This window comes from Methanospirillum hungatei (genome assembly GCF_019263745.1).
GTDB lineage: Archaea > Halobacteriota > Methanomicrobia > Methanomicrobiales > Methanospirillaceae > Methanospirillum > Methanospirillum purgamenti.
In genome coordinates, this window is sequence record NZ_CP077107.1 from 649,987 (window position 1) to 666,817 (window position 16,831).

The 16,831-nt window shown below is 41.3% G+C and carries 22 protein-coding genes; 5 read left to right on the forward strand and 17 right to left on the reverse strand.

Annotated elements, in window-relative coordinates:
• The first annotated feature begins 172 nt into the window (after nt 1-172).
• Nucleotides 173-565: a VOC family protein gene (locus KSK55_RS03135; protein ID WP_218608142.1), complete on the forward strand. Its 393-nt coding sequence runs from the start codon at nt 173-175 to the stop codon at nt 563-565.
• Between the two features lie 126 nt (nt 566-691).
• On the opposite strand, the gene KSK55_RS03140 is transcribed toward KSK55_RS03135, so the two are convergent.
• The 8 genes from KSK55_RS03140 to KSK55_RS03175 form a co-directional block, all read right to left on the reverse strand.
• Nucleotides 692-1,069: a DUF7123 family protein gene (locus KSK55_RS03140; RefSeq protein ID WP_306128128.1), complete on the reverse strand. Its 378-nt coding sequence runs from the start codon at nt 1,067-1,069 to the stop codon at nt 692-694.
• Between the two features lie 513 nt (nt 1,070-1,582).
• Complete coding sequence (locus KSK55_RS03145; protein ID WP_218608143.1) at nt 1,583-2,515, reverse strand: hypothetical protein; 933 nt, start codon at nt 2,513-2,515, stop codon at nt 1,583-1,585.
• A gap of 77 nt (nt 2,516-2,592) precedes the next feature.
• On the reverse strand, nt 2,593-3,333 hold the full coding sequence (locus KSK55_RS03150) for an MIP/aquaporin family protein (protein WP_218608144.1): 741 nt from the start codon (nt 3,331-3,333) through the stop codon (nt 2,593-2,595).
• A 7-nt stretch (nt 3,334-3,340) separates the two neighbouring features.
• Nucleotides 3,341-3,547, reverse strand: coding sequence for a DUF2180 family protein (locus KSK55_RS03155; RefSeq protein WP_214418758.1), 207 nt, complete (start codon nt 3,545-3,547; stop codon nt 3,341-3,343).
• A gap of 10 nt (nt 3,548-3,557) precedes the next feature.
• A complete protein-coding gene (locus KSK55_RS03160) occupies nt 3,558-5,057 on the reverse strand; it encodes a DUF2193 domain-containing protein (RefSeq protein ID WP_218608145.1) in 1,500 nt (499 codons plus the stop codon).
• A gap of 234 nt (nt 5,058-5,291) precedes the next feature.
• The gene (locus KSK55_RS03165; RefSeq protein ID WP_218608146.1) at nt 5,292-5,990 is read right to left on the reverse strand and encodes an ABC transporter substrate-binding protein; all 699 of its coding nucleotides are present in this window, start codon (nt 5,988-5,990) and stop codon (nt 5,292-5,294) included.
• A 327-nt stretch (nt 5,991-6,317) separates the two neighbouring features.
• The gene (locus KSK55_RS03170; RefSeq protein WP_214418761.1) at nt 6,318-6,665 is read right to left on the reverse strand and encodes a hypothetical protein; all 348 of its coding nucleotides are present in this window, start codon (nt 6,663-6,665) and stop codon (nt 6,318-6,320) included.
• Nucleotides 6,666-6,712: 47 nt separating this feature from the next.
• On the reverse strand, nt 6,713-6,916 hold the full coding sequence (locus tag KSK55_RS03175) for a hypothetical protein (protein ID WP_214418762.1): 204 nt from the start codon (nt 6,914-6,916) through the stop codon (nt 6,713-6,715).
• Nucleotides 6,917-7,139: 223 nt separating this feature from the next.
• On the opposite strand from KSK55_RS03175, the gene KSK55_RS03180 reads away from it, so the two are divergent.
• Together KSK55_RS03180 and KSK55_RS03185 are read left to right on the forward strand one after the other, a co-directional pair.
• Nucleotides 7,140-7,955 carry an amino acid kinase family protein gene (locus KSK55_RS03180; protein ID WP_214418763.1) on the forward strand — a complete coding sequence of 272 codons (816 nt, stop codon included), beginning with the start codon at nt 7,140-7,142 and terminating at the stop codon, nt 7,953-7,955.
• A 64-nt stretch (nt 7,956-8,019) separates the two neighbouring features.
• Entirely contained in the window at nt 8,020-8,307 is a 288-nt protein-coding gene (locus tag KSK55_RS03185) for a SemiSWEET family sugar transporter (protein WP_218608147.1), read from the forward strand.
• Nucleotides 8,308-8,315: 8 nt separating this feature from the next.
• On the opposite strand, the gene KSK55_RS03190 is transcribed toward KSK55_RS03185, so the two are convergent.
• Genes KSK55_RS03190 through KSK55_RS03205 form a run of 4 tightly spaced genes read right to left on the reverse strand, consistent with a single transcriptional unit; the run spans nt 8,316 to nt 12,183 of the window.
• Entirely contained in the window at nt 8,316-9,443 is a 1,128-nt protein-coding gene (locus KSK55_RS03190) for a putative sulfate/molybdate transporter (protein ID WP_218608148.1), read from the reverse strand.
• Complete coding sequence (locus KSK55_RS03195) at nt 9,430-10,524, reverse strand: ABC transporter ATP-binding protein (protein ID WP_218608149.1); 1,095 nt, start codon at nt 10,522-10,524, stop codon at nt 9,430-9,432. Before KSK55_RS03195 ends, KSK55_RS03190 begins: the two co-directional genes overlap by 14 nt.
• Before the next feature lie 3 nt (nt 10,525-10,527).
• On the reverse strand, nt 10,528-11,214 hold the full coding sequence (locus KSK55_RS03200; RefSeq protein WP_218608150.1) for an ABC transporter permease: 687 nt from the start codon (nt 11,212-11,214) through the stop codon (nt 10,528-10,530).
• Nucleotides 11,215-11,247: 33 nt separating this feature from the next.
• Nucleotides 11,248-12,183 (reverse strand): ABC transporter substrate-binding protein, encoded by a 936-nt coding sequence (locus KSK55_RS03205; RefSeq protein WP_214418767.1) that lies wholly within the window; start codon nt 12,181-12,183, stop codon nt 11,248-11,250.
• A 163-nt stretch (nt 12,184-12,346) separates the two neighbouring features.
• Between KSK55_RS03205 and KSK55_RS03210 the strand changes: the two genes are divergently transcribed.
• Nucleotides 12,347-13,270 carry a DNA-3-methyladenine glycosylase family protein gene (locus KSK55_RS03210; protein WP_218608151.1) on the forward strand — a complete coding sequence of 308 codons (924 nt, stop codon included), beginning with the start codon at nt 12,347-12,349 and terminating at the stop codon, nt 13,268-13,270.
• 50 nt (nt 13,271-13,320) lie between these two features.
• Complete coding sequence (locus tag KSK55_RS03215; protein ID WP_214418770.1) at nt 13,321-13,488, forward strand: hypothetical protein; 168 nt, start codon at nt 13,321-13,323, stop codon at nt 13,486-13,488.
• A 2-nt stretch (nt 13,489-13,490) separates the two neighbouring features.
• Here the strand turns inward: KSK55_RS03215 and KSK55_RS03220 are convergent, their stop codons facing one another.
• From KSK55_RS03220 to KSK55_RS03240, 5 genes are read right to left on the reverse strand one after another with little or no spacing between them, the layout of a single operon-like run.
• On the reverse strand, nt 13,491-13,892 hold the full coding sequence (locus KSK55_RS03220) for a molybdenum cofactor biosynthesis protein MoaE (RefSeq protein WP_218608152.1): 402 nt from the start codon (nt 13,890-13,892) through the stop codon (nt 13,491-13,493).
• Nucleotides 13,893-13,898: 6 nt separating this feature from the next.
• Nucleotides 13,899-14,174, reverse strand: coding sequence for a MoaD/ThiS family protein (locus KSK55_RS03225; RefSeq protein WP_218608153.1), 276 nt, complete (start codon nt 14,172-14,174; stop codon nt 13,899-13,901).
• On the reverse strand, nt 14,171-14,920 hold the full coding sequence (locus KSK55_RS03230) for a HesA/MoeB/ThiF family protein (RefSeq protein ID WP_218608154.1): 750 nt from the start codon (nt 14,918-14,920) through the stop codon (nt 14,171-14,173). The genes KSK55_RS03225 and KSK55_RS03230 overlap by 4 nt, the downstream gene beginning before the upstream one ends.
• Nucleotides 14,917-15,558: a TfuA-related McrA-glycine thioamidation protein gene (locus KSK55_RS03235; RefSeq protein WP_218608155.1), complete on the reverse strand. Its 642-nt coding sequence runs from the start codon at nt 15,556-15,558 to the stop codon at nt 14,917-14,919. Before KSK55_RS03235 ends, KSK55_RS03230 begins: the two co-directional genes overlap by 4 nt.
• The gene (locus KSK55_RS03240; protein WP_214418775.1) at nt 15,512-16,732 is read right to left on the reverse strand and encodes a YcaO-related McrA-glycine thioamidation protein; all 1,221 of its coding nucleotides are present in this window, start codon (nt 16,730-16,732) and stop codon (nt 15,512-15,514) included. The genes KSK55_RS03235 and KSK55_RS03240 overlap by 47 nt, the downstream gene beginning before the upstream one ends.
• Nucleotides 16,733-16,831 lie beyond the last annotated feature (99 nt).

Sequence of the window (16,831 nt, forward strand, 5' to 3'; positions counted from 1 at the left end):
AGTCCAATCAAGTCGAAACCGTTCGAAGAAAAGGGCAGAATAAAAAAACCTAGACTATATTTTAAATTTCGGATTTTCATTTTGTCGTCAATTCATTATAGAAATCAGAAATTATTTAACAAGGAAAAAGAATGGATACATTATCTGTTCATTTCTAACAGAGGAGAAAAAAATGGATCCGGTAGTACACTTTGAAATGCCATATGAGGATAATGAGCGGGTAAAAAAGTTCTACTCCACTGTTTTCGGTTGGGAGATGAGATCATATGGCCAGGAAATGGGAAATTACGTAACCGCTGCAACAACGGAAATGGATAATGATAATATGCCATTAAAAGCAGGAGCCATTGGCGGAGGATTTTACCCAATGGGCCAGGACATGCCAAAATGCCCTTCTGTTGTGATTGCAGTTGAAAACCTGGAAAAATCGATTGAACAGATCACCAGTGCCGGAGGAACGATACTTGGAAACCCTATGGAAATCCCAGGCATTGGAATGTATGTTGCAATGAAGGATACCGAAGGAAACCGGGTAGGTGTGCTTCAGCCATTCAATATGGTATAAACCCGGTAATGATAATCCCCACGTTTTTTAACAAATGATATATGCGTAAAACCAGTGTGAAAATTATAAATTGAAATTTCTAATTGACAAGAAAAGTGAGGGGGGGTATGAGCAGTTTCTACCAACTTATACAGATGCAACCGGATGTTCCATTCTTCTCTGAAAACCCTGTGTGCTTCCTGGAGATACAAGCCATGTTGTACTGTTTGAATAACTGTACCGTTCAATGGTAAAATCAGGGCAGATCTCTGAAAGGATAGCCATATTAGTCCCTACTTCTTTTGAAGATAATCCAAGCTCTTTTGCTATATATTTGGATTTTAGAAAGCATCTTCCATTGTGAAGCTGGGTCTTGAGATAATTGATAAGGGTTACCTGGTTTTCATTATATTTGGTGCTGAATCTGCTTTTTGTTAACATTTTTTTTGCCTCTGTGTTTGTTAGGTGAGGATACATCAGATAACGAATGTAGGAGGGATGAGTCCGGCACCCTGCCAGACTCATGATGGCATCTGACTTTTCCTGTGATTTTTCCTATGGATGAGTTACGGGTAGATACCCTGTTTCTCTTTCCCTGACCGGATGTGTATGATTATCGCAATGTAGGAGGACATGCAAAGGCACACGTATGATCCAGTATACGGAAAGATGACACATGTGGTTCAGGTCTTCAGACGTGAATCGTGTCTGTCTGGTCTCCCCGTGACACACAAGTATTGTATGAAACAGTGTATAAGGTCTGTAGACAAAACCGGTGATGAATAGTCTGAAATTGATTTCTATTAAAATCTAGTTCTATTTTGAAGTAATATGACATCTTTTCACAGTATATTGAATTATGAACCACACTGCCTGTTGTAACCAGTTCGCAAATCTCGATCCGTGATCAGAACATAGGTGAGATAATTCGTCTTTTCGGTGAAAAACACGCGATTTCTAATGTTACAACTGGTTGCAACCAGTTTTCATGGGAGAAACTTCATGATGTATGGAAGATTTCATCGGTAGAAAAGAGCATCAGAAAGTATCCACCAGTGACACTATCTGGGTTCCTTTCTTAACAAGATGCATAATACAAAATCCAATATTTTGTCCCCTTTTATCGTTCAATCCGATAAGTTGGTATGGGCGGTCATGTCCATCAAGAGTGATTTCTATGCCGGATGATACAATTTTTAAGGATGAAATCCGGGCTATTAGGAATATAAAAGGTGATGATCCATCAGAATGAAGAGGGATAATCCGGTTAGATGTAATCACTACTGTTCCCTGATATTGTTCAAAAAATTCAAAATCCGTGCCTTCTCCAGCTCGTGCATGAGAGTAAATTTGTTCACGGCCCCAGGTTAACGTGAACAGTTTCCCGGCTTTTTTCTTTTTCAGGACAGGTTGTTGATGCAAAATAGTAATTTTATCAATATAATGAACCATTTCGCCTGGCTTTTTAACATCTTGAAAGCCTATCGGGATATCAGCACACCAGACGGGAAGAAGATTCGGATCAGTGGTAAATTCTTGTAAAAAAGCAGGGAAAAATGTTTCATAAAAATAAGGAGTGTCTGTTGGAATCTGAAACAGCGCAATAAATTCCCTGACCAGTTCAAGCGCTTCTTTTAAGCTCAGATGATCATGAAAATCAAGAAGTCTGAAGAGAAAATCATACTTATCCTCATCAGAGAGTGATATCAGAAAAGGAATCTCCTGAGAGTTCACCTTTTCATGCCTGATTGTTTTATTGAAAAGAAAATCTTTTATAAGTTTTTTATGTGAGGCAATTTTATCGACACAGGACTGACATACCTGGGAACGTTTTGATATATATGGTATTCCCTTTTCATGTTTTCCACATACTGAACAGACATTAAGAGAACTCTGACTATGAATACTATTGTGCCATGTGTAATATTCACGAAGGGCATTTTCATATGCCTGATAATTATTTTCTAACAACCATTTTTATTCTCATCTCTTTTATAATCAAATATTCGATTATATCTTTTAAAAAATATAAGATTTAAAAAAAGAGACTAGTCTTCTGTTGATACCCAATCATAAAAAAAAGCGGCACATATAGCACCAAGAATCGGCCCAATAATGTAAATCGGGAAAAAACCCCAAAGATTTGAACCACCAAGAAGCAGATCTCCCAGATATGGTCCGAATGTTCTGGCAGGATTCAGTGATGAACCTGCTATGTTACCGGTTGTGATAATTACGCCTGCTACAGTAAATCCTATCACCAATCCAGCAAATCCTGACGGTGCATTCCGATCAACAGCAGCGCCCATAATCGCCATCATCAGAACAAATGTACCGATAAATTCTGCTAGTATCGCTTGTCCATATGATATCCCTGGAAATGGAGCAGTTGCTCCCAGGCCACCAATAGTGACAGCATCCATCCCGACTGAAGCTGCAAAAAGAAGACTTCCGAGCGATGCGCCGATAATCTGAGCAACAACGTACCACACCATGTCTTTGGTTGGGAACCGCTTTGTTGCCCAAAGAGCAATGGTAACCGCCGGATTGATATGTGCCCCGGATATTCTGCCAAGTCCATAGATAACCGCTGCGATGACAAACCCGAATGCAAGCCCCACTGCAAGCCAGTCACCAAGTCCTCCGAGCCCCCCAATACCAATATTAAATGGATTTGGAGTCTGTAATCCGGAAGCGATCATGAGGGTGATTGCCGCAGCACCAGCTCCAAAATAAACAAGGAAAAGGGTTCCGATACATTCAGCTACTGACCGTTTTATAAGATTCATGAGAATATCACCCATTCATGGCATTCTTGCATTCTTCACACAATATCCGGGGCATTTTCACCTTTGTCTTCTTTATAGGGAAGGGATACCCTCCTTCCCAGATATCCATATCTTCTCGAATAGCATGGTCCATGCAAAGACCCATACCACAGACGATACAGATACCCACTGCATCAGTTTCTTTTCCGGCTTTCGCACATATGTAGCATTTCATAGAGAATTCCTCAAACTGCTTCACGATACTGACAATACTCATGCCTGAAATCAACACATGATGCAGATGCGCATCCCTTACAGATCCGGGCCGGAGCTGCAGCTACGTCTTTTTTGAGTGCAATAATATTTGTCATCAGTGTGGCTGTGATTGGTTCACTTGTCAGAAGACAGGGATAATCCGCAAGCCGCATAAGAGCAGACATTCGCACAGTTATTGCACAGGCCGGATAGGCATACCACTGTGGATTATTAATTATCTCATGGCTCAAAACCGGAGAAAGATCCACAGGTAATCCTGAAACGGTAACCTTGAGATCTTTACCACTGCCATTTCTCAGTTTTCGTGAACGGTCCATAATATTCCATCCACGAAAGAGCATGTCCATAAAGTCACAGTTATGCAGTTCTGCAGCAGCTCCCCGTTTTGGATAGAGCTGAACATAATTGTGGTACCGCTTGGTGAGGAGATCAATAATCATCAGGGCATTAAACCCATCAAGTTCCAGAATGTATTCTGTTGCAGCTGCACTTGCTCCGGTTGCAAGCGAGAGGAGCTGTTCAGGAGTTTTAATCTTACCAACCGAGTTAATAAGAGTTTTTTCTATGACCTCGGTTACTGCTTCGATGATTCCCATGACCATATCATCCTTACACATATTAAATGTGGACTGGGAGATATGGTGGGCAACATCACCGACACAATATGCAGGAATCGTCACAATATTGGCATAATGCACCTTATCAGCAATAGCTGCCTCAACCACTGGTTTCATGGCAGTTTTATACTGATCCATATATGCCTTGACATCGAAGGATGATTGACCCACACTCTCCATGAGTTCTGCCTGGGCCCGTACCGGATGATCATAGATTGAAGAAAGCATCTCAATCTCTTTCTTAACTGCATTCGTGAGTGTATCTCCGCCCTCAATAGCATGGGCAAACACATCGCCGACACCATAACTGGTATTCATTCCCCACGATTTGGCTGCTAATATCGTCTTTTTATGATCATCCGGAATAGAGGTGTTTCGTAAGATCTGATTTACAACATTACTGGTGCTTCCTGGAACAAGTGCAAAATCCACAACACAGGTAGGTCCGTAAAAACCTCCGTACCTACGTGTTGATTCAAGACCGATGATTGCTTCACTCTTTTTTATCTGGGCAATGAATGCCTTGACGCTCTTTTTAAACTCCGGATCTTTTTCGTATAAAATTTCCAGGATAACCGGTGTCTGATAATGTTCTACAAAAGGATCATCTTCAGGACGGACGGTTTTTGTTAATTTGGATAATATGTTATAATGCGCTTTTACTGACTCCTTATGTAAGTCGATGACCGCCTGGCTCTGTTTTCCAATCGCTTTCATTCCAGAAACTGCATCAAGGTATACCTTTGCGTCAGTTAATTTAAATGAGTTGCCGCGTTTCTTTTTTATCGTTTCAACGTCTGCTTTCTGGGCAGCCATTGCTTCATGGATCATCTTCTCATACAGGTCTTTCATTTTTTTCTCTCCTGGATAATCTGGTATGTCCGGGTATATTCCTGAACGGACAGAGGAAATCAGATATTAATTTCCTCAGCCAGATGAGCCGGCCTGGATGATGATGATCACTATGCTTTCGATCCTCGGTCCAACACTGTACAGGATCACCAGTAAACCAGACCTGACATAGGAGAGATTGTATTCGTGATATATAAGGATCTTGGAATTGAACACAAAAAGAAATGTTAATTATCAATCCCGACGATCAACAACCCACACTCCATCGATTTCACGAACCAGAAGTATGGGTGTATTTTGTATCCTCATGGGTTGGGGGAATTTTCTAAACCGGATTCTGCCTTCAGATACTCTTTTGCCATCAGCGGATATGATTGATGAGATCCCGGCTTTAAGAATTTCTTTAACATCAGCTTCTCCATGGAGATCACGTATCGTTCCAACCTGAATATATCGTCCATCTGATCCTGATGCTGCCAGACCTACTGCGGCAAGTGCTCCAATAATCCCCCCATTTGTACCACCAAGCCCCAATAGCCGGATTCCAGAATTCATTGCCAGCGTTATAGCTTGATCCTTGGTTAAAATCATCGATTTGGCATCTTTTCCAAATATCACTACTGCCGGGTTTACCTGGTCATGGAAAGCCATACACACACCAGGATCACTTCCTTCTGCTGCTTTGGTTTTTATTATTTCTGCGATTTCATCAAAGAGAGAATCCAAAGATTCATCCTGAACACCAGTGAGATGAAGAACTGCTGCACTATTATGCGATGTATATGGAATGTCAGGATGGACAAACAGTTGATGTCTGGTTATCCCAAGAACAGTATATTTTTGGTTTATATGAAGAGCAATTTCTCGTGCAAGTCTCCCGGTCCCCGGACTTGTGGGCATATCTGTATCATCAAGTGCAATGTACAAAATCATGATTTTAATCCCATTTTCCGGATTCTTCCGGATTTGATCTTCCTTACAGGTAAGCCGGGAAAGGTATCATACTTCTGATCTGTATCAGAATTTTACTGATTATCTTCTTAAAAAGGAAACAGAATATATCTTGATATAACAATTGCAAACCAATTGATTAATATATGTGATTTAACGCAATTTTTTTTTAATCAATGCAAAATATTTAATTATGTAGATTCAAGGTGATAGGGAAGGTGAGAAATCACTTTTACTAAATACTTATCTGCCAAAACGGGACATCCGATCCAAACATTCCGGTCCGGCAGTTAATTTCTCATTCCTCTTTTATTTTCTGGTAATACGGACAATCTCTTGAAACACTTGATCCCCAAGGAGTGCTTTACTTTCTTCAGGATGAAGTTCCTGCATTACGCAAACAAGTTTACTTGAACCTTTATTTGTAGTCAGTATACCAACACGTTCTGCTCGTGTAACAAGTTCCTGTTCTTCCATCATGGCAAAATACGGGAGAATGTAATAATGGGGAACTTCAAGATATTCTGCAAGCCGACGGGTGGTTGGAAATCTGATATGTATCCCATCTTTTGAAAATGTAAGTGTTATTGCATTATCTTCAAAAAGAAATATTTTAACCGCAGATTCAAAGAGGCCTTCGATTGAGAGCGATGGCATGGGATCAACATTAGATTTCTGAACAAATAAGGATACAGGAAAAAAGTTTAGTGTTTTTTCTTCTGGTCATCTGCTACAGGTTCGAGCCACACGATCTCAGCACCAACTTCTTTTGCTATCATTTCTAGTTCAATTTTTCTGAAGTGGGTTGCTACGACCTGGATTTGTCCGCCGGTTACTGCCACGATCCGGTATTTGGGCTGTTTTACACCTGCACCAACCTTTTGTCTTTCTCGCACAAAAATTTTCATATGCTTGTCACCTCTGTTTACCAGTTGATATAAAATTACATCTGATATAGCAACTGGTTTGTCACAATTTATCTATAGTCTCTTCCCATATATATAAGTGTGCCTTCGTTGATATATCTCACCATATCAAAAAGAAATAAGATATTTTCGCGATAGTACACTATTCAGATAAGAATCAGGATAAATTTTTTCTGATTTTTTATAAATCATATTTTGGTGATCCATGCACGAACGACATGAAATTTTTAACAAACTTCAGGGAGAAACCCTGGTTAGAAAAGGACTATTTGACAGGTATAATGAACGGCCGCTCATGCGAATACTTCCTGAATTAAATGTAATCAAAATTGGTGGCCATGGAATCATTGATTATGGTCGGGATGTGGTTCTTCCTCTTGTCGACGAAATTGGTGCCTTATCCAAAGATCATCAACTCATGATCATAACCGGAGGAGGTGTCAGAGTCAGACATATTATGGATATCGGGCTTGATCTCGGGATGCCAACCGGAGTGTTAGCAGAACTTACCAGTAAAATTTCTGAACAAAATGCGATGATGCTTGCCACTCTCTTAGCCCCATACAAGGCAAAGAGAATTCATACAAGTGATCTTCTGGAACTTCCAACACTCCTTGGAATGGGCGCATTGCCGGTAACTCATGGAACACCCCCATATGGACTTTATGAACACCCATCTGAACGAACGAACGGTGGAATACCACCTCATAGAACAGATACCGGTGCATTTCTCGCCGCTGAGGTTCTTGGAGCCAGAAGTTGTATCCTAGCCAAAAATGTTGACGGATTATATGACAAACATCCACTCAAGTATCCTGATGCAAAGTTAATTCCAGAGATCTCAGCGAGTGAACTTATAGCTATGGATATGGAAGACCTGGTTCTTGAAAGAAAACTTGTTGAACTCATGCTAGAATGCAGGAATGTGAAAGAGGTTCAGATTGTAAATGGTCACAAACCAGGAATGATTACCAGAGCGATTAAAGGGGAAAAAGTAGGAACAATCATCCGAGCTGAGTAATAATGTTCCTGATAAAATAAAGATTTGAGGTTTCACTCCTGATTCTGAATATCACTTTATGAATATGGAACAAATATCAGGTATGGATATGTTGCTCTATACCGGGTATATCGGAGGGATATGCACTACGATTGCATTTCTTCCCCAGGTAGTCAAGACGTGGAACAGCAGGTCGGCACATGATCTCTCCTGGGGACTTTTGTTTTTACTTCTTATCGGAGTTTTTCTCTGGATGATTTATGGGATTGTAAGTGCAGATATTCCAGTTATGCTAGCAAATGGTGTAACAAGTATATTTATTGTCTCAATTGTTGGGATGAAGTGGTGGTTTGATCACCGCAACGCCCCATGAGGTATGAATCAAATTAAATGGATTTTTCTTTCATCTCTATATTGAATTATCCAGGCAAGGATAAGACCGGTAAAAAAACCTGCTGCCAGACCAAAAGGGACAGATAATGCCGCAATGATGATAGTTACCAGATAATTATTCGTTTTCAATCCATGACGGATGAGTTCTGTCGCAACAACAATAAGAAGAATTCCAAAAATCCCAACAGGTAGAGCCTTTACAATATCCGAATCAGTACAGATTCCGGCAATAAGGAACAGAAGGACACCTCCAAATACTAAAGACAGACCCCCTCTGGCACCAAACCGGTAATGGGCTGCAAGCCCTCCTGCTCCATGACACATTGGAAAACCTCCAAAAAGTGATGAGCTCAAACTCATTACGCCGACTGTTTTTGAAAGTCGGTCAGGAGATTCTGTTTTTTGAAAGAGATCACAAATCAAAAGTGATGTTGCTAGTATTGCATTTGTCAGAGTCAGAGGTAACTGAGGAGGAAGGAGCAAGATTGTAGCCATAATGAATTCATCTGCTGTTGGGATTGTAAATCCAGGGATTGGTATGAATGAAAAAGATGGAAATCCCACAAGATAAAAAGCCACCAGAAATCCAAAAATAATAATACAGAAAGCTGAAAGATCAGGAATATGAGCATATTTTTTTCCTATTAAAAATGCTAAAACGATAAATGCGGATACTCCTGCAAAAAGGATATCAGGAAGAACAAATCCCATAACTGCACTTCGGATAAAAATTAGAGCAAGGCCCAGTTGAACTCCACGAATAACCGATTCAGGAATTATTCGTCTGACCCGATCCATCCATCCCAAAAAACCGATACCAATACATATGATCCCCATCAGTATTCCGGATGCAGCAATTAAATGTGGAGAGAGATGATCTGCAATTGCAAGGGCACCAACTGCCTTGAGTGGTTCTACCGGGATTGGAATACGGTAGTATAAACCTGTCAGAATATACCAGACTCCAGCCCATGAAAGTATGAGAGTAATGTTCATATCACAGGCAACAGAGACAGCAAAAAGTAAGGGGAGAACGGTCCCAAAATTCCCCGCTGAACCAGCTAGTTCTGAAATAATATATGAATGCCGGGGAATTGACAGATCAAAGACATCCATTATCGTTCTCTTCCGGCATTACGTGGACTGAGGGAGCTTTAAATGAGAGGATAACATCCTGACCTTTCGCCAGGTTCAGGTCCCTGATCGACTGCCAGGTTACCTGCACTGCAAGAGAGATGGAGCCACATGAAACGATAACATGACTTATAATACCATAAGGCTTTATATCTGTAATTCTTCCCTGAATTACATTTCTTGCACTCATTTTTCCATCAGGTTCATTATATAATGTAATATCCTCTGGTCGTAATGCAACTGTGACTCTGCCACTTTGAATGGAACTGAGTGCATGTAAAGTAACACCTCCCAAATCTACCAGGATCATCCCATCTTCATGTCCTGTGATGGTGCCAGAAAGGACATTACTAATCCCGATGAACCGTGCAATATCAGCAGAACAAGGTTCAGAAAAAATCTTGATTGTATCACCAGCCTGAACAAACCTGCCTCCCATCATCACTGCGACCTTATCTGCAAGCCGTTGACCTTGAAAGAGATCGTGGGATGACATAATCACGGTAGTGCCAAATTCATGATTGTAGTACCTGATGAGCTCTTCAATTTTTTTGGTTGAAACTGGATCAAGATTTGCCGTTGGTTCATCCAGAAGGAGGAGATCCGGCTCAGTAATCATTACTCTCGCAAGTGAAACTCGTTGCATCTCTCCACCTGAAAGTGTCCAGGCTTTTCTTTTTTCATACCCGGATAGTCCTATCTCTTCTAACTTTTCTTCTACTTTTCGGGTAATCTCTGCGGAGGAAACGTGCCTGTATCGAAGACCTAAAGCGATATTTTCAAAAACTGTCTCTTTAAATGATATTGGTGTTTGAAAAACCATCCCCATTCTTCGCCGTAATGAAGTAAGATCCTGACCTGGTTTTTGTAGAGAGATGCCGTCGAGGTAAATTTCTCCCCCGGATGGTGTATCAAGCAGATTAATAAGCCTGAGCAGAGTTGTCTTTCCCTGCCCTGATGGGCCGATAATAGTAAAAATTTCTCCGGCTAAAATTTCAGCAGATATTCGATCAAGAACTATCTTCTCATCGAAGGATTTAGAAATATTGTCCAATCTGATCATGATTCACCGCTGCTGGAGGAAACCCATTACCAAGTTTATAATAAGAGCAATTCCAAGAAGAATTATTCCTAAAGCAAGTGAAAGTTCAAAGTTGCCCATTGAGGTTTGCAAGGATATCGCAGTTGTAAGAACACGGGTATGCCCTTTTATATTACCTCCAATCATGATTGCTGCCCCAACTTCAGAAAGAGCTCTTGAGAAGCCAATCACAATCGCAGCCATGATCACATACCTTGTCTCTCGTAAATGACTCAAAAGAAACTGGCTTTTTGTGGCACCAAGCGAACGTATCGTATCTGTCAAGGTTGGGTTTACTCCCTGCAGAGCTGCTATGGTAAGTCCTGTCATGATAGGAATAACAAGGAAAGCCTGCCCGAATATCATTCCACTTGGAGTGAAAAGAAATCCCAGAAATCCGAGAGGACCTGATCTAGAAAGGAGCATGAAACAGACCAGCCCTACAATTACCGTGGGAAGCGCATAAAGAGTTTGGATCAGACTAATAAGAGTCTTTTTTCCACAGAATTCACTAAAATTTATCGCAGTTCCCAGAGGCAAAGCGATAATGGTACTGATTAATACAGAACTAAATGTAATCTCGAGCGTCTTAAATGTAATCTCCATAACGTCCGGATTTTGGGAGATTATCAGATTGATTGCCGTAAAAAAAGCTGCTACAAAATCAATCATTAATATAAAAAAGAGATGTCACGGTTAAAGAATTTACTCAACCGGACTTGAAATTTCTTCTTCAGCGACGTTTAATGTAGCTGCATCACCCTTTGCTGGAACAAAAAGTGCTTTTCCGTCTTTCTTGAAATCCGCAAAGAACTGCTGAGTTTCATCACTGATAATAAAGTTCGTCCACTTCTTTCCTGCGTCAACATTGATAGCTACATCAGGGAATTTTTCCGGATTGATTCTCATAACAGCATAAATATTCAGAAGGTCTTTTCCATCGGTCACGAATGGAACAATTGTCAGGTTTTTCTCCATAGTGTTCCATGTTGCACCATCGGCGAGAGTGTATCCCTGCTTTTCTTCTGCCATATTAAGAGTCTGACCCATTCCAGCTGCTGCATCAATATACCAGGACGAGGTGTTTACATCAGCATAATCGTATCCAGCCGCTTTCCAGATAAGTTTCTCGCGGGAGTGAGTTCCTGAAGCATCTCCACGGGATACAAAGAATACTGAGTTGTCTTTTTCTCCAGCATCTGCAATTGACTTGAAAGCTTCAGAAGCAGTCTTACCTGCAATCTTTGCCGGGTCAGATTCGGGACCGGCTACAAGGAAGTAGTTAGATGCGAATACACGGCGATCAAGACCGTATCCAGCATCGAGGAACTTATCCTCTGCTGCCCTGTCATGAACCATAACGAGATCAACATCGCCACTTTCCCCATATTTGAGAGCTTGTCCAGTACCAACTGCTACCCACTCGGCGGTAACATTATACTTCTCTGCAAATTGTTTGGAGAGTTCGTCTAGTGCTCCAGTTGCATCAAGGCTTGTGGTTGTTCCAATCAGGAGACGGTCACTTGCGTGTTCGGATCCTTCAAGTCCTTCTGTAGTAAGCTTCTCAGCTGATACTACCCCACAGAGAAGCATTACTCCCAGCACGAGGGCAATGATCCCAAACGATATTTTACCGATCATACAATAACAGATCGTTGTGCAGTAATATATAATTGTTTAATTGGCTAAAAAGTAAACCAAATGTTAATCAACAGATATAACAATTGATTATCATGTGATATATCACAATAAAGAATTAAAAATTCAATAAAAACCTTATTAGAAATTTAATAATTCCCTATATATGATAACCGTACCAATTGTTGCCAAAGAACCTTTTTCTCTGCACTGGAGTGCAATTATATTTGAGAACCATGATCCTGCCATTCGGATATATCGAAACAGGTCATTTACATATGCTGCACTTCTTTCATCCGGACCTGTTCTTTTAAGACTGACTACAAAATCCATCAATACAAATTCACCAATAATACTCTCCATCCAATCAGACCATGAAATCTCTTCAGAAACTCAAAAAGAAGCAGCCAGCCTGATGACCTGGTACTTCAGCCTTGATGATGATCTTTCTGGTTTTTATAAATCCATTCTGACAGATCCAGTTATGACATATGTATCCCGGATACTCATGGGGCTGAAAAGTCCAACAACTCCCACCGTTTTTGAAGCTCTCATTGATTCAATAATAGAGCAACAAATATCACTTAATGTAGCACGCTCATTAGAATATCGGTTTATTAGAAAATTCGGACTAAAGTTTCAGGTTGAAAAGAAAGACTATTATTGTTATCCCACACCTGACCGGTTAGCAGAAATCCCACTGGAAGAGTTTCGGTCTTGTGGTCTTACATCACGAAAAGGAGAGTATATCAGAGATATAGCCCGGAATGTCGTTCATGGAGAACTTGATCTGGAAATCTTAAAAAAATGTTCAGATACGAAAAAAATTCTTGAATCATTATGTTCAATCAGAGGGATTGGCAGATGGACTGCAGAATTAACCATGATCCGCGGATTACATTGTATGGACGCATTTCCAGCAGATGATATTGCTCTTCGCAGGATGATATCCGCATGGTATTTTAATGGAGAGAAAATTTCTCCATCCAAAGCAGAAGAAACCGCTATGCAATGGGGTACGTATAAAGGACTTGCCTCTTTTTATCTGGAAGTTGCTGAGCATTGTGGAATAAAACCCACCCTTGTATGATGATTATGCGCACGCTCTTATTTAGAAAACGCCTATAATTGTGTATGGATGTGAAAACATCAAATATAATCACCATGATTGCCGGTGTTATTTTCATCGGTCTTGGGATCATAAACATAGTAAATGGCACCCACTGGTGGCATTATGTCACATTTATCATCGGTATTATCATCCTGATACTGGGTGCATATGGGTATAAAACAGGGAAAAGGTTTTAATTTTATTTTTTTTGGGAAAAATGCCAGTTTTCTCCTTCTGTGCAGATATCTTTCTTCCATATGGGGACATATGCTTTGATCTCTTCCAGAATCCATGAACAGGCAGCAAATCCTTCCTGTCGGTGAGAAGCTCCGACAACGATCACAAGAATAATTTCGGTCAGATTCATTCTGCCGACCCGGTGAACAATATCGATTGTCTGGAGGTGATATTCGTTCATTGCCTTTTTTGCTATCGTGTTCAGGTCTGCAAGTGCAACCTCTTCACACACTTCAAGATCAAGTGCTTCGATTCCATCATCCCGAACTGTACCAACAAAGGTCACAATACCTCCGGTCTCCGGTTTTCTTGCAGATTCAATAAATGCATATGGATCTATTGGTTCTCTGGTAATTGCTATCATCTAAAATTATCCTCCTGAAACCGGTGGAAAGAGTATAAGAGAATCACCATCAGACAGGGGCACTGTACCTGCATCCATAGGTGAAATCCTGATATCACGATGCATGATCATCACATAACTTCGGATGTTTTTATCTTCATCAATCAAAAGTTCTGCATCAGGACCGGTCCCTGCAAGTGTTCTGACGGCATCTAAAATTGTAGCTCTGTCAGGAATGACAAGTTCTTGTTCATCACCAAAAGCATCACGAAACCGGGCATAACAACGAATTGTAACCTTCATTTACGATCTTTCCCCTCTTCACAAACAGGACAATTATTTCTTTTGCCAATCTTCAGAAATTCAGTTCTACCAGAAAGTCCATCCCATATCAAAAGTCTGCCTGAAATCATCGTTCCGGATTTGGTGAGATATTTAATTGCTTCTAGTGCCTGCATGGAACCGATAACTCCGGCAGTTGCTCCAATAACCGGGACTTTTGCAGATGGAGGAACGGCAGTGATAAGACAAGACAGACATGGAGATGAGCCCGGAATAATACTGGTCAGTTGACCGGAGAATCCTTCTATTGCTCCGTGGATGAATGCAACATCAGCATTCCATGCAGATTCATGAAGAATAAACCTTGATTCATAATTGTCAAGAGCATCTATAACAATATCAGCATCTTTGACAAGCCGGTCTGCAGAATTCTCATCAATCCTGATTGAATGAGCAATTATGGAGGTATCTGGTGCTAATCCATGAATTGTTGCCTCTGCGGAGTATACTTTTTGGAGACCAACCGAACCAGCAGCATGAAGAAACTGACGGTTTAAATTAGACTCCTGGATAATATCATCGTCGACGATGATAAGTTCTCCAATACCGGCAAGAGCAAGATATGTTGCAGCCGGTGATCCAAGCCCCCCGGCTCCAGCAATAAGAACAGTTGCATCCTCAAGATTTTTTTGCCCATCAGGTCCAATAAGAGGAATCTGACGTTCAAACCGATGGCTTGGATATCCCGGATTATGTGTAGAATTCATGTGTAGAACGTTTCCTTGATATAACTGAGAGCTTTTCTGGCATCTTCCTGTTTCTGATCAATTGCATGATCTTTTACCCAGGCGAGAATCTCATCTTTTCTCTGTTGGTTAAAAGAACTTGCCTGCAGGATTCGGGGCCATGATCGATCAGGATACCAAAGAGATTTTCCGATACTGATAATCGACTGGGATTCATCTGATGTGAAAAAACCGGTCTTTTCTCCATAATGAACGGTTACCCTGATATTTACCAAAGCTTCAGAAAAAGCCATGTTTGTTGTGGGATCACACATGAGTGCCACTTCATCATCTGATTCTATTATCCCATCCCGATACATCCTGAAAATCTCACCAATACCAATCATACCAAATGGTTCAAGTTCTGCAGCCCGAAGCGCACCCATGCTCGAAGCACCAACTACAGTGATACCATGTTTCATAACTTCCAATACTTCCCGATGCCCGACAGCTGCATCTTCAAAGAAGACACCGTCGATGATTCCAATGATCCGTGGTTTCATCCTGATAACTTCAAGCAGATCAACTCTTCTGACCGGAGGCCGATACTCTGCAGATAGTATCTCTGATGCCTTATGAACCGACAGGCTTGGTCCCAGGAATATAATTACGTCGTGCACGTTTGCACCGTTCTCCTCGTCTTTCAGGATCCATGGCAAAATGTTCAAGTCCTGGAACAATGACCCGAACTACCGGAACACCAATTTCAGGCCTGGTAAGATCGGTTACCAGGACCCGTTCAAGCCCTGCAGCTTTGAACCGATCAAGGACAATGTGAATATCGTCCAGGAAGTCATCAGTATGGTACGAAGGCATCTCACGGTATTGAAGTTCAGGTTCTAATGTAAACCATTTTTTATTAAGGCGCTTGGCCCGATCATATCCCACTTTTGAAAGGAAATGGGTTGATTGGGTATCTTCTCGTGCTCCATGAATTTGAGTGGCCCTGCTCTGTGCAACCTCTGTTAATGCCCGGAGTATAGCTATTTCACTGCAAAGATGTGATCCCATCCCAATACACAGAAGGGTAGGATCACGAAGTTGGAGATCATCTGATACTGCCGCAACGGTCGGGATTCCAAGGTCGCTCGTAATATCCCGCAATATCACATCAACCCCTGCCTTCTCAAACTTTTCCAGCAGGCTTTGTGCCACTGGATGAGTTATTTCAGTAATCCTTGGTCCTGCATTGTTTGCTGATTCAACCAGTGACCAGGCATCACGCTCCACTAGTTCACACAGACTATGAAAGACAGCCTCTTCATAAGTATTTCCTGAAGCTATTCCATTTGTACTCGTCCTGAATAATTTACCCATAATACGCGGAACCGGGTGGAATACAGCATGAGCAGGAACCCAGACTTCCTCATTCTTTATGATATCCCACGCCTGATACCAGGGAACCGGCCAGTCAGTGGGAGTATTCTCCGGAAGAATGAGAGAGTCAGGATTTATTGTTTTTTTGACTGACGAGATCTGATCATATGTCATAATCTCCGGTGTTCTGTCATGAACTTCTGCTGAATATCGTTCAAGCCCTTCCATTATTGCCGATACTCTGGCAGCAATAGGTGTTGCTCCTTTCCCATTATATACAGTAATTGCTCCTTCGGCAGCAACGGGACGGATACAGGAAAAAACAGGAATTCCAATTCGATCTAATCCCGTGATATCAGCAACCCTGGTTATTCCGGCCGGCCCAGTGAGATCGCGGACCGCTTCATATGTTTCTTCAGGTGACTTAGTCCGATGAGTCTCCTGTTGGTAGAGTTTTTTACAGGACGAGAGTAACATGTGCTCATATACGTTTTCATCTGGATACAAAAGAGTACGGGGTTCATGCATAAGGTAGTGTGATCCTGAAAGTATTAGGATGGACAGATTTATACGAAT

Excerpts from the sequence above, each read along its gene's own strand:
- KSK55_RS03140 (WP_306128128.1), bottom strand. The coding sequence starts at position 1,069 with ATGAGTCTGGCAGGGTGCCGGACTCATCCCTCCTACATTCGTTATCTG.
- KSK55_RS03220 (WP_218608152.1), bottom strand. The coding sequence starts at position 13,892 with ATGATAGCAATTACCAGAGAACCAATAGATCCATATGCATTTATTGAA.
- KSK55_RS03240 (WP_214418775.1), bottom strand. The coding sequence starts at position 16,732 with ATGTTACTCTCGTCCTGTAAAAAACTCTACCAACAGGAGACTCATCGG.
- KSK55_RS03165 (WP_218608146.1), bottom strand. The coding sequence starts at position 5,990 with ATGATTTTGTACATTGCACTTGATGATACAGATATGCCCACAAGTCCG.
- KSK55_RS03170 (WP_214418761.1), bottom strand. The coding sequence starts at position 6,665 with ATGCCATCGCTCTCAATCGAAGGCCTCTTTGAATCTGCGGTTAAAATA.
- KSK55_RS03230 (WP_218608154.1), bottom strand. The coding sequence starts at position 14,920 with ATGAATTCTACACATAATCCGGGATATCCAAGCCATCGGTTTGAACGT.
- KSK55_RS03195 (WP_218608149.1), bottom strand. The coding sequence starts at position 10,524 with ATGATCAGATTGGACAATATTTCTAAATCCTTCGATGAGAAGATAGTT.
- KSK55_RS03150 (WP_218608144.1), bottom strand. The coding sequence starts at position 3,333 with ATGAATCTTATAAAACGGTCAGTAGCTGAATGTATCGGAACCCTTTTC.
- KSK55_RS03225 (WP_218608153.1), bottom strand. The coding sequence starts at position 14,174 with ATGAAGGTTACAATTCGTTGTTATGCCCGGTTTCGTGATGCTTTTGGT.
- KSK55_RS03175 (WP_214418762.1), bottom strand. The coding sequence starts at position 6,916 with ATGAAAATTTTTGTGCGAGAAAGACAAAAGGTTGGTGCAGGTGTAAAA.
- KSK55_RS03155 (WP_214418758.1), bottom strand. The coding sequence starts at position 3,547 with ATGAAATGCTACATATGTGCGAAAGCCGGAAAAGAAACTGATGCAGTG.
- KSK55_RS03135 (WP_218608142.1), top strand. The coding sequence starts at position 173 with ATGGATCCGGTAGTACACTTTGAAATGCCATATGAGGATAATGAGCGG.
- KSK55_RS03160 (WP_218608145.1), bottom strand. The coding sequence starts at position 5,057 with ATGAAAGACCTGTATGAGAAGATGATCCATGAAGCAATGGCTGCCCAG.
- KSK55_RS03200 (WP_218608150.1), bottom strand. The coding sequence starts at position 11,214 with ATGATTGATTTTGTAGCAGCTTTTTTTACGGCAATCAATCTGATAATC.
- KSK55_RS03210 (WP_218608151.1), top strand. The coding sequence starts at position 12,347 with ATGATAACCGTACCAATTGTTGCCAAAGAACCTTTTTCTCTGCACTGG.
- KSK55_RS03205 (WP_214418767.1), bottom strand. The coding sequence starts at position 12,183 with ATGATCGGTAAAATATCGTTTGGGATCATTGCCCTCGTGCTGGGAGTA.
- KSK55_RS03180 (WP_214418763.1), top strand. The coding sequence starts at position 7,140 with ATGCACGAACGACATGAAATTTTTAACAAACTTCAGGGAGAAACCCTG.
- KSK55_RS03185 (WP_218608147.1), top strand. The coding sequence starts at position 8,020 with ATGGAACAAATATCAGGTATGGATATGTTGCTCTATACCGGGTATATC.
- KSK55_RS03190 (WP_218608148.1), bottom strand. The coding sequence starts at position 9,443 with ATGGATGTCTTTGATCTGTCAATTCCCCGGCATTCATATATTATTTCA.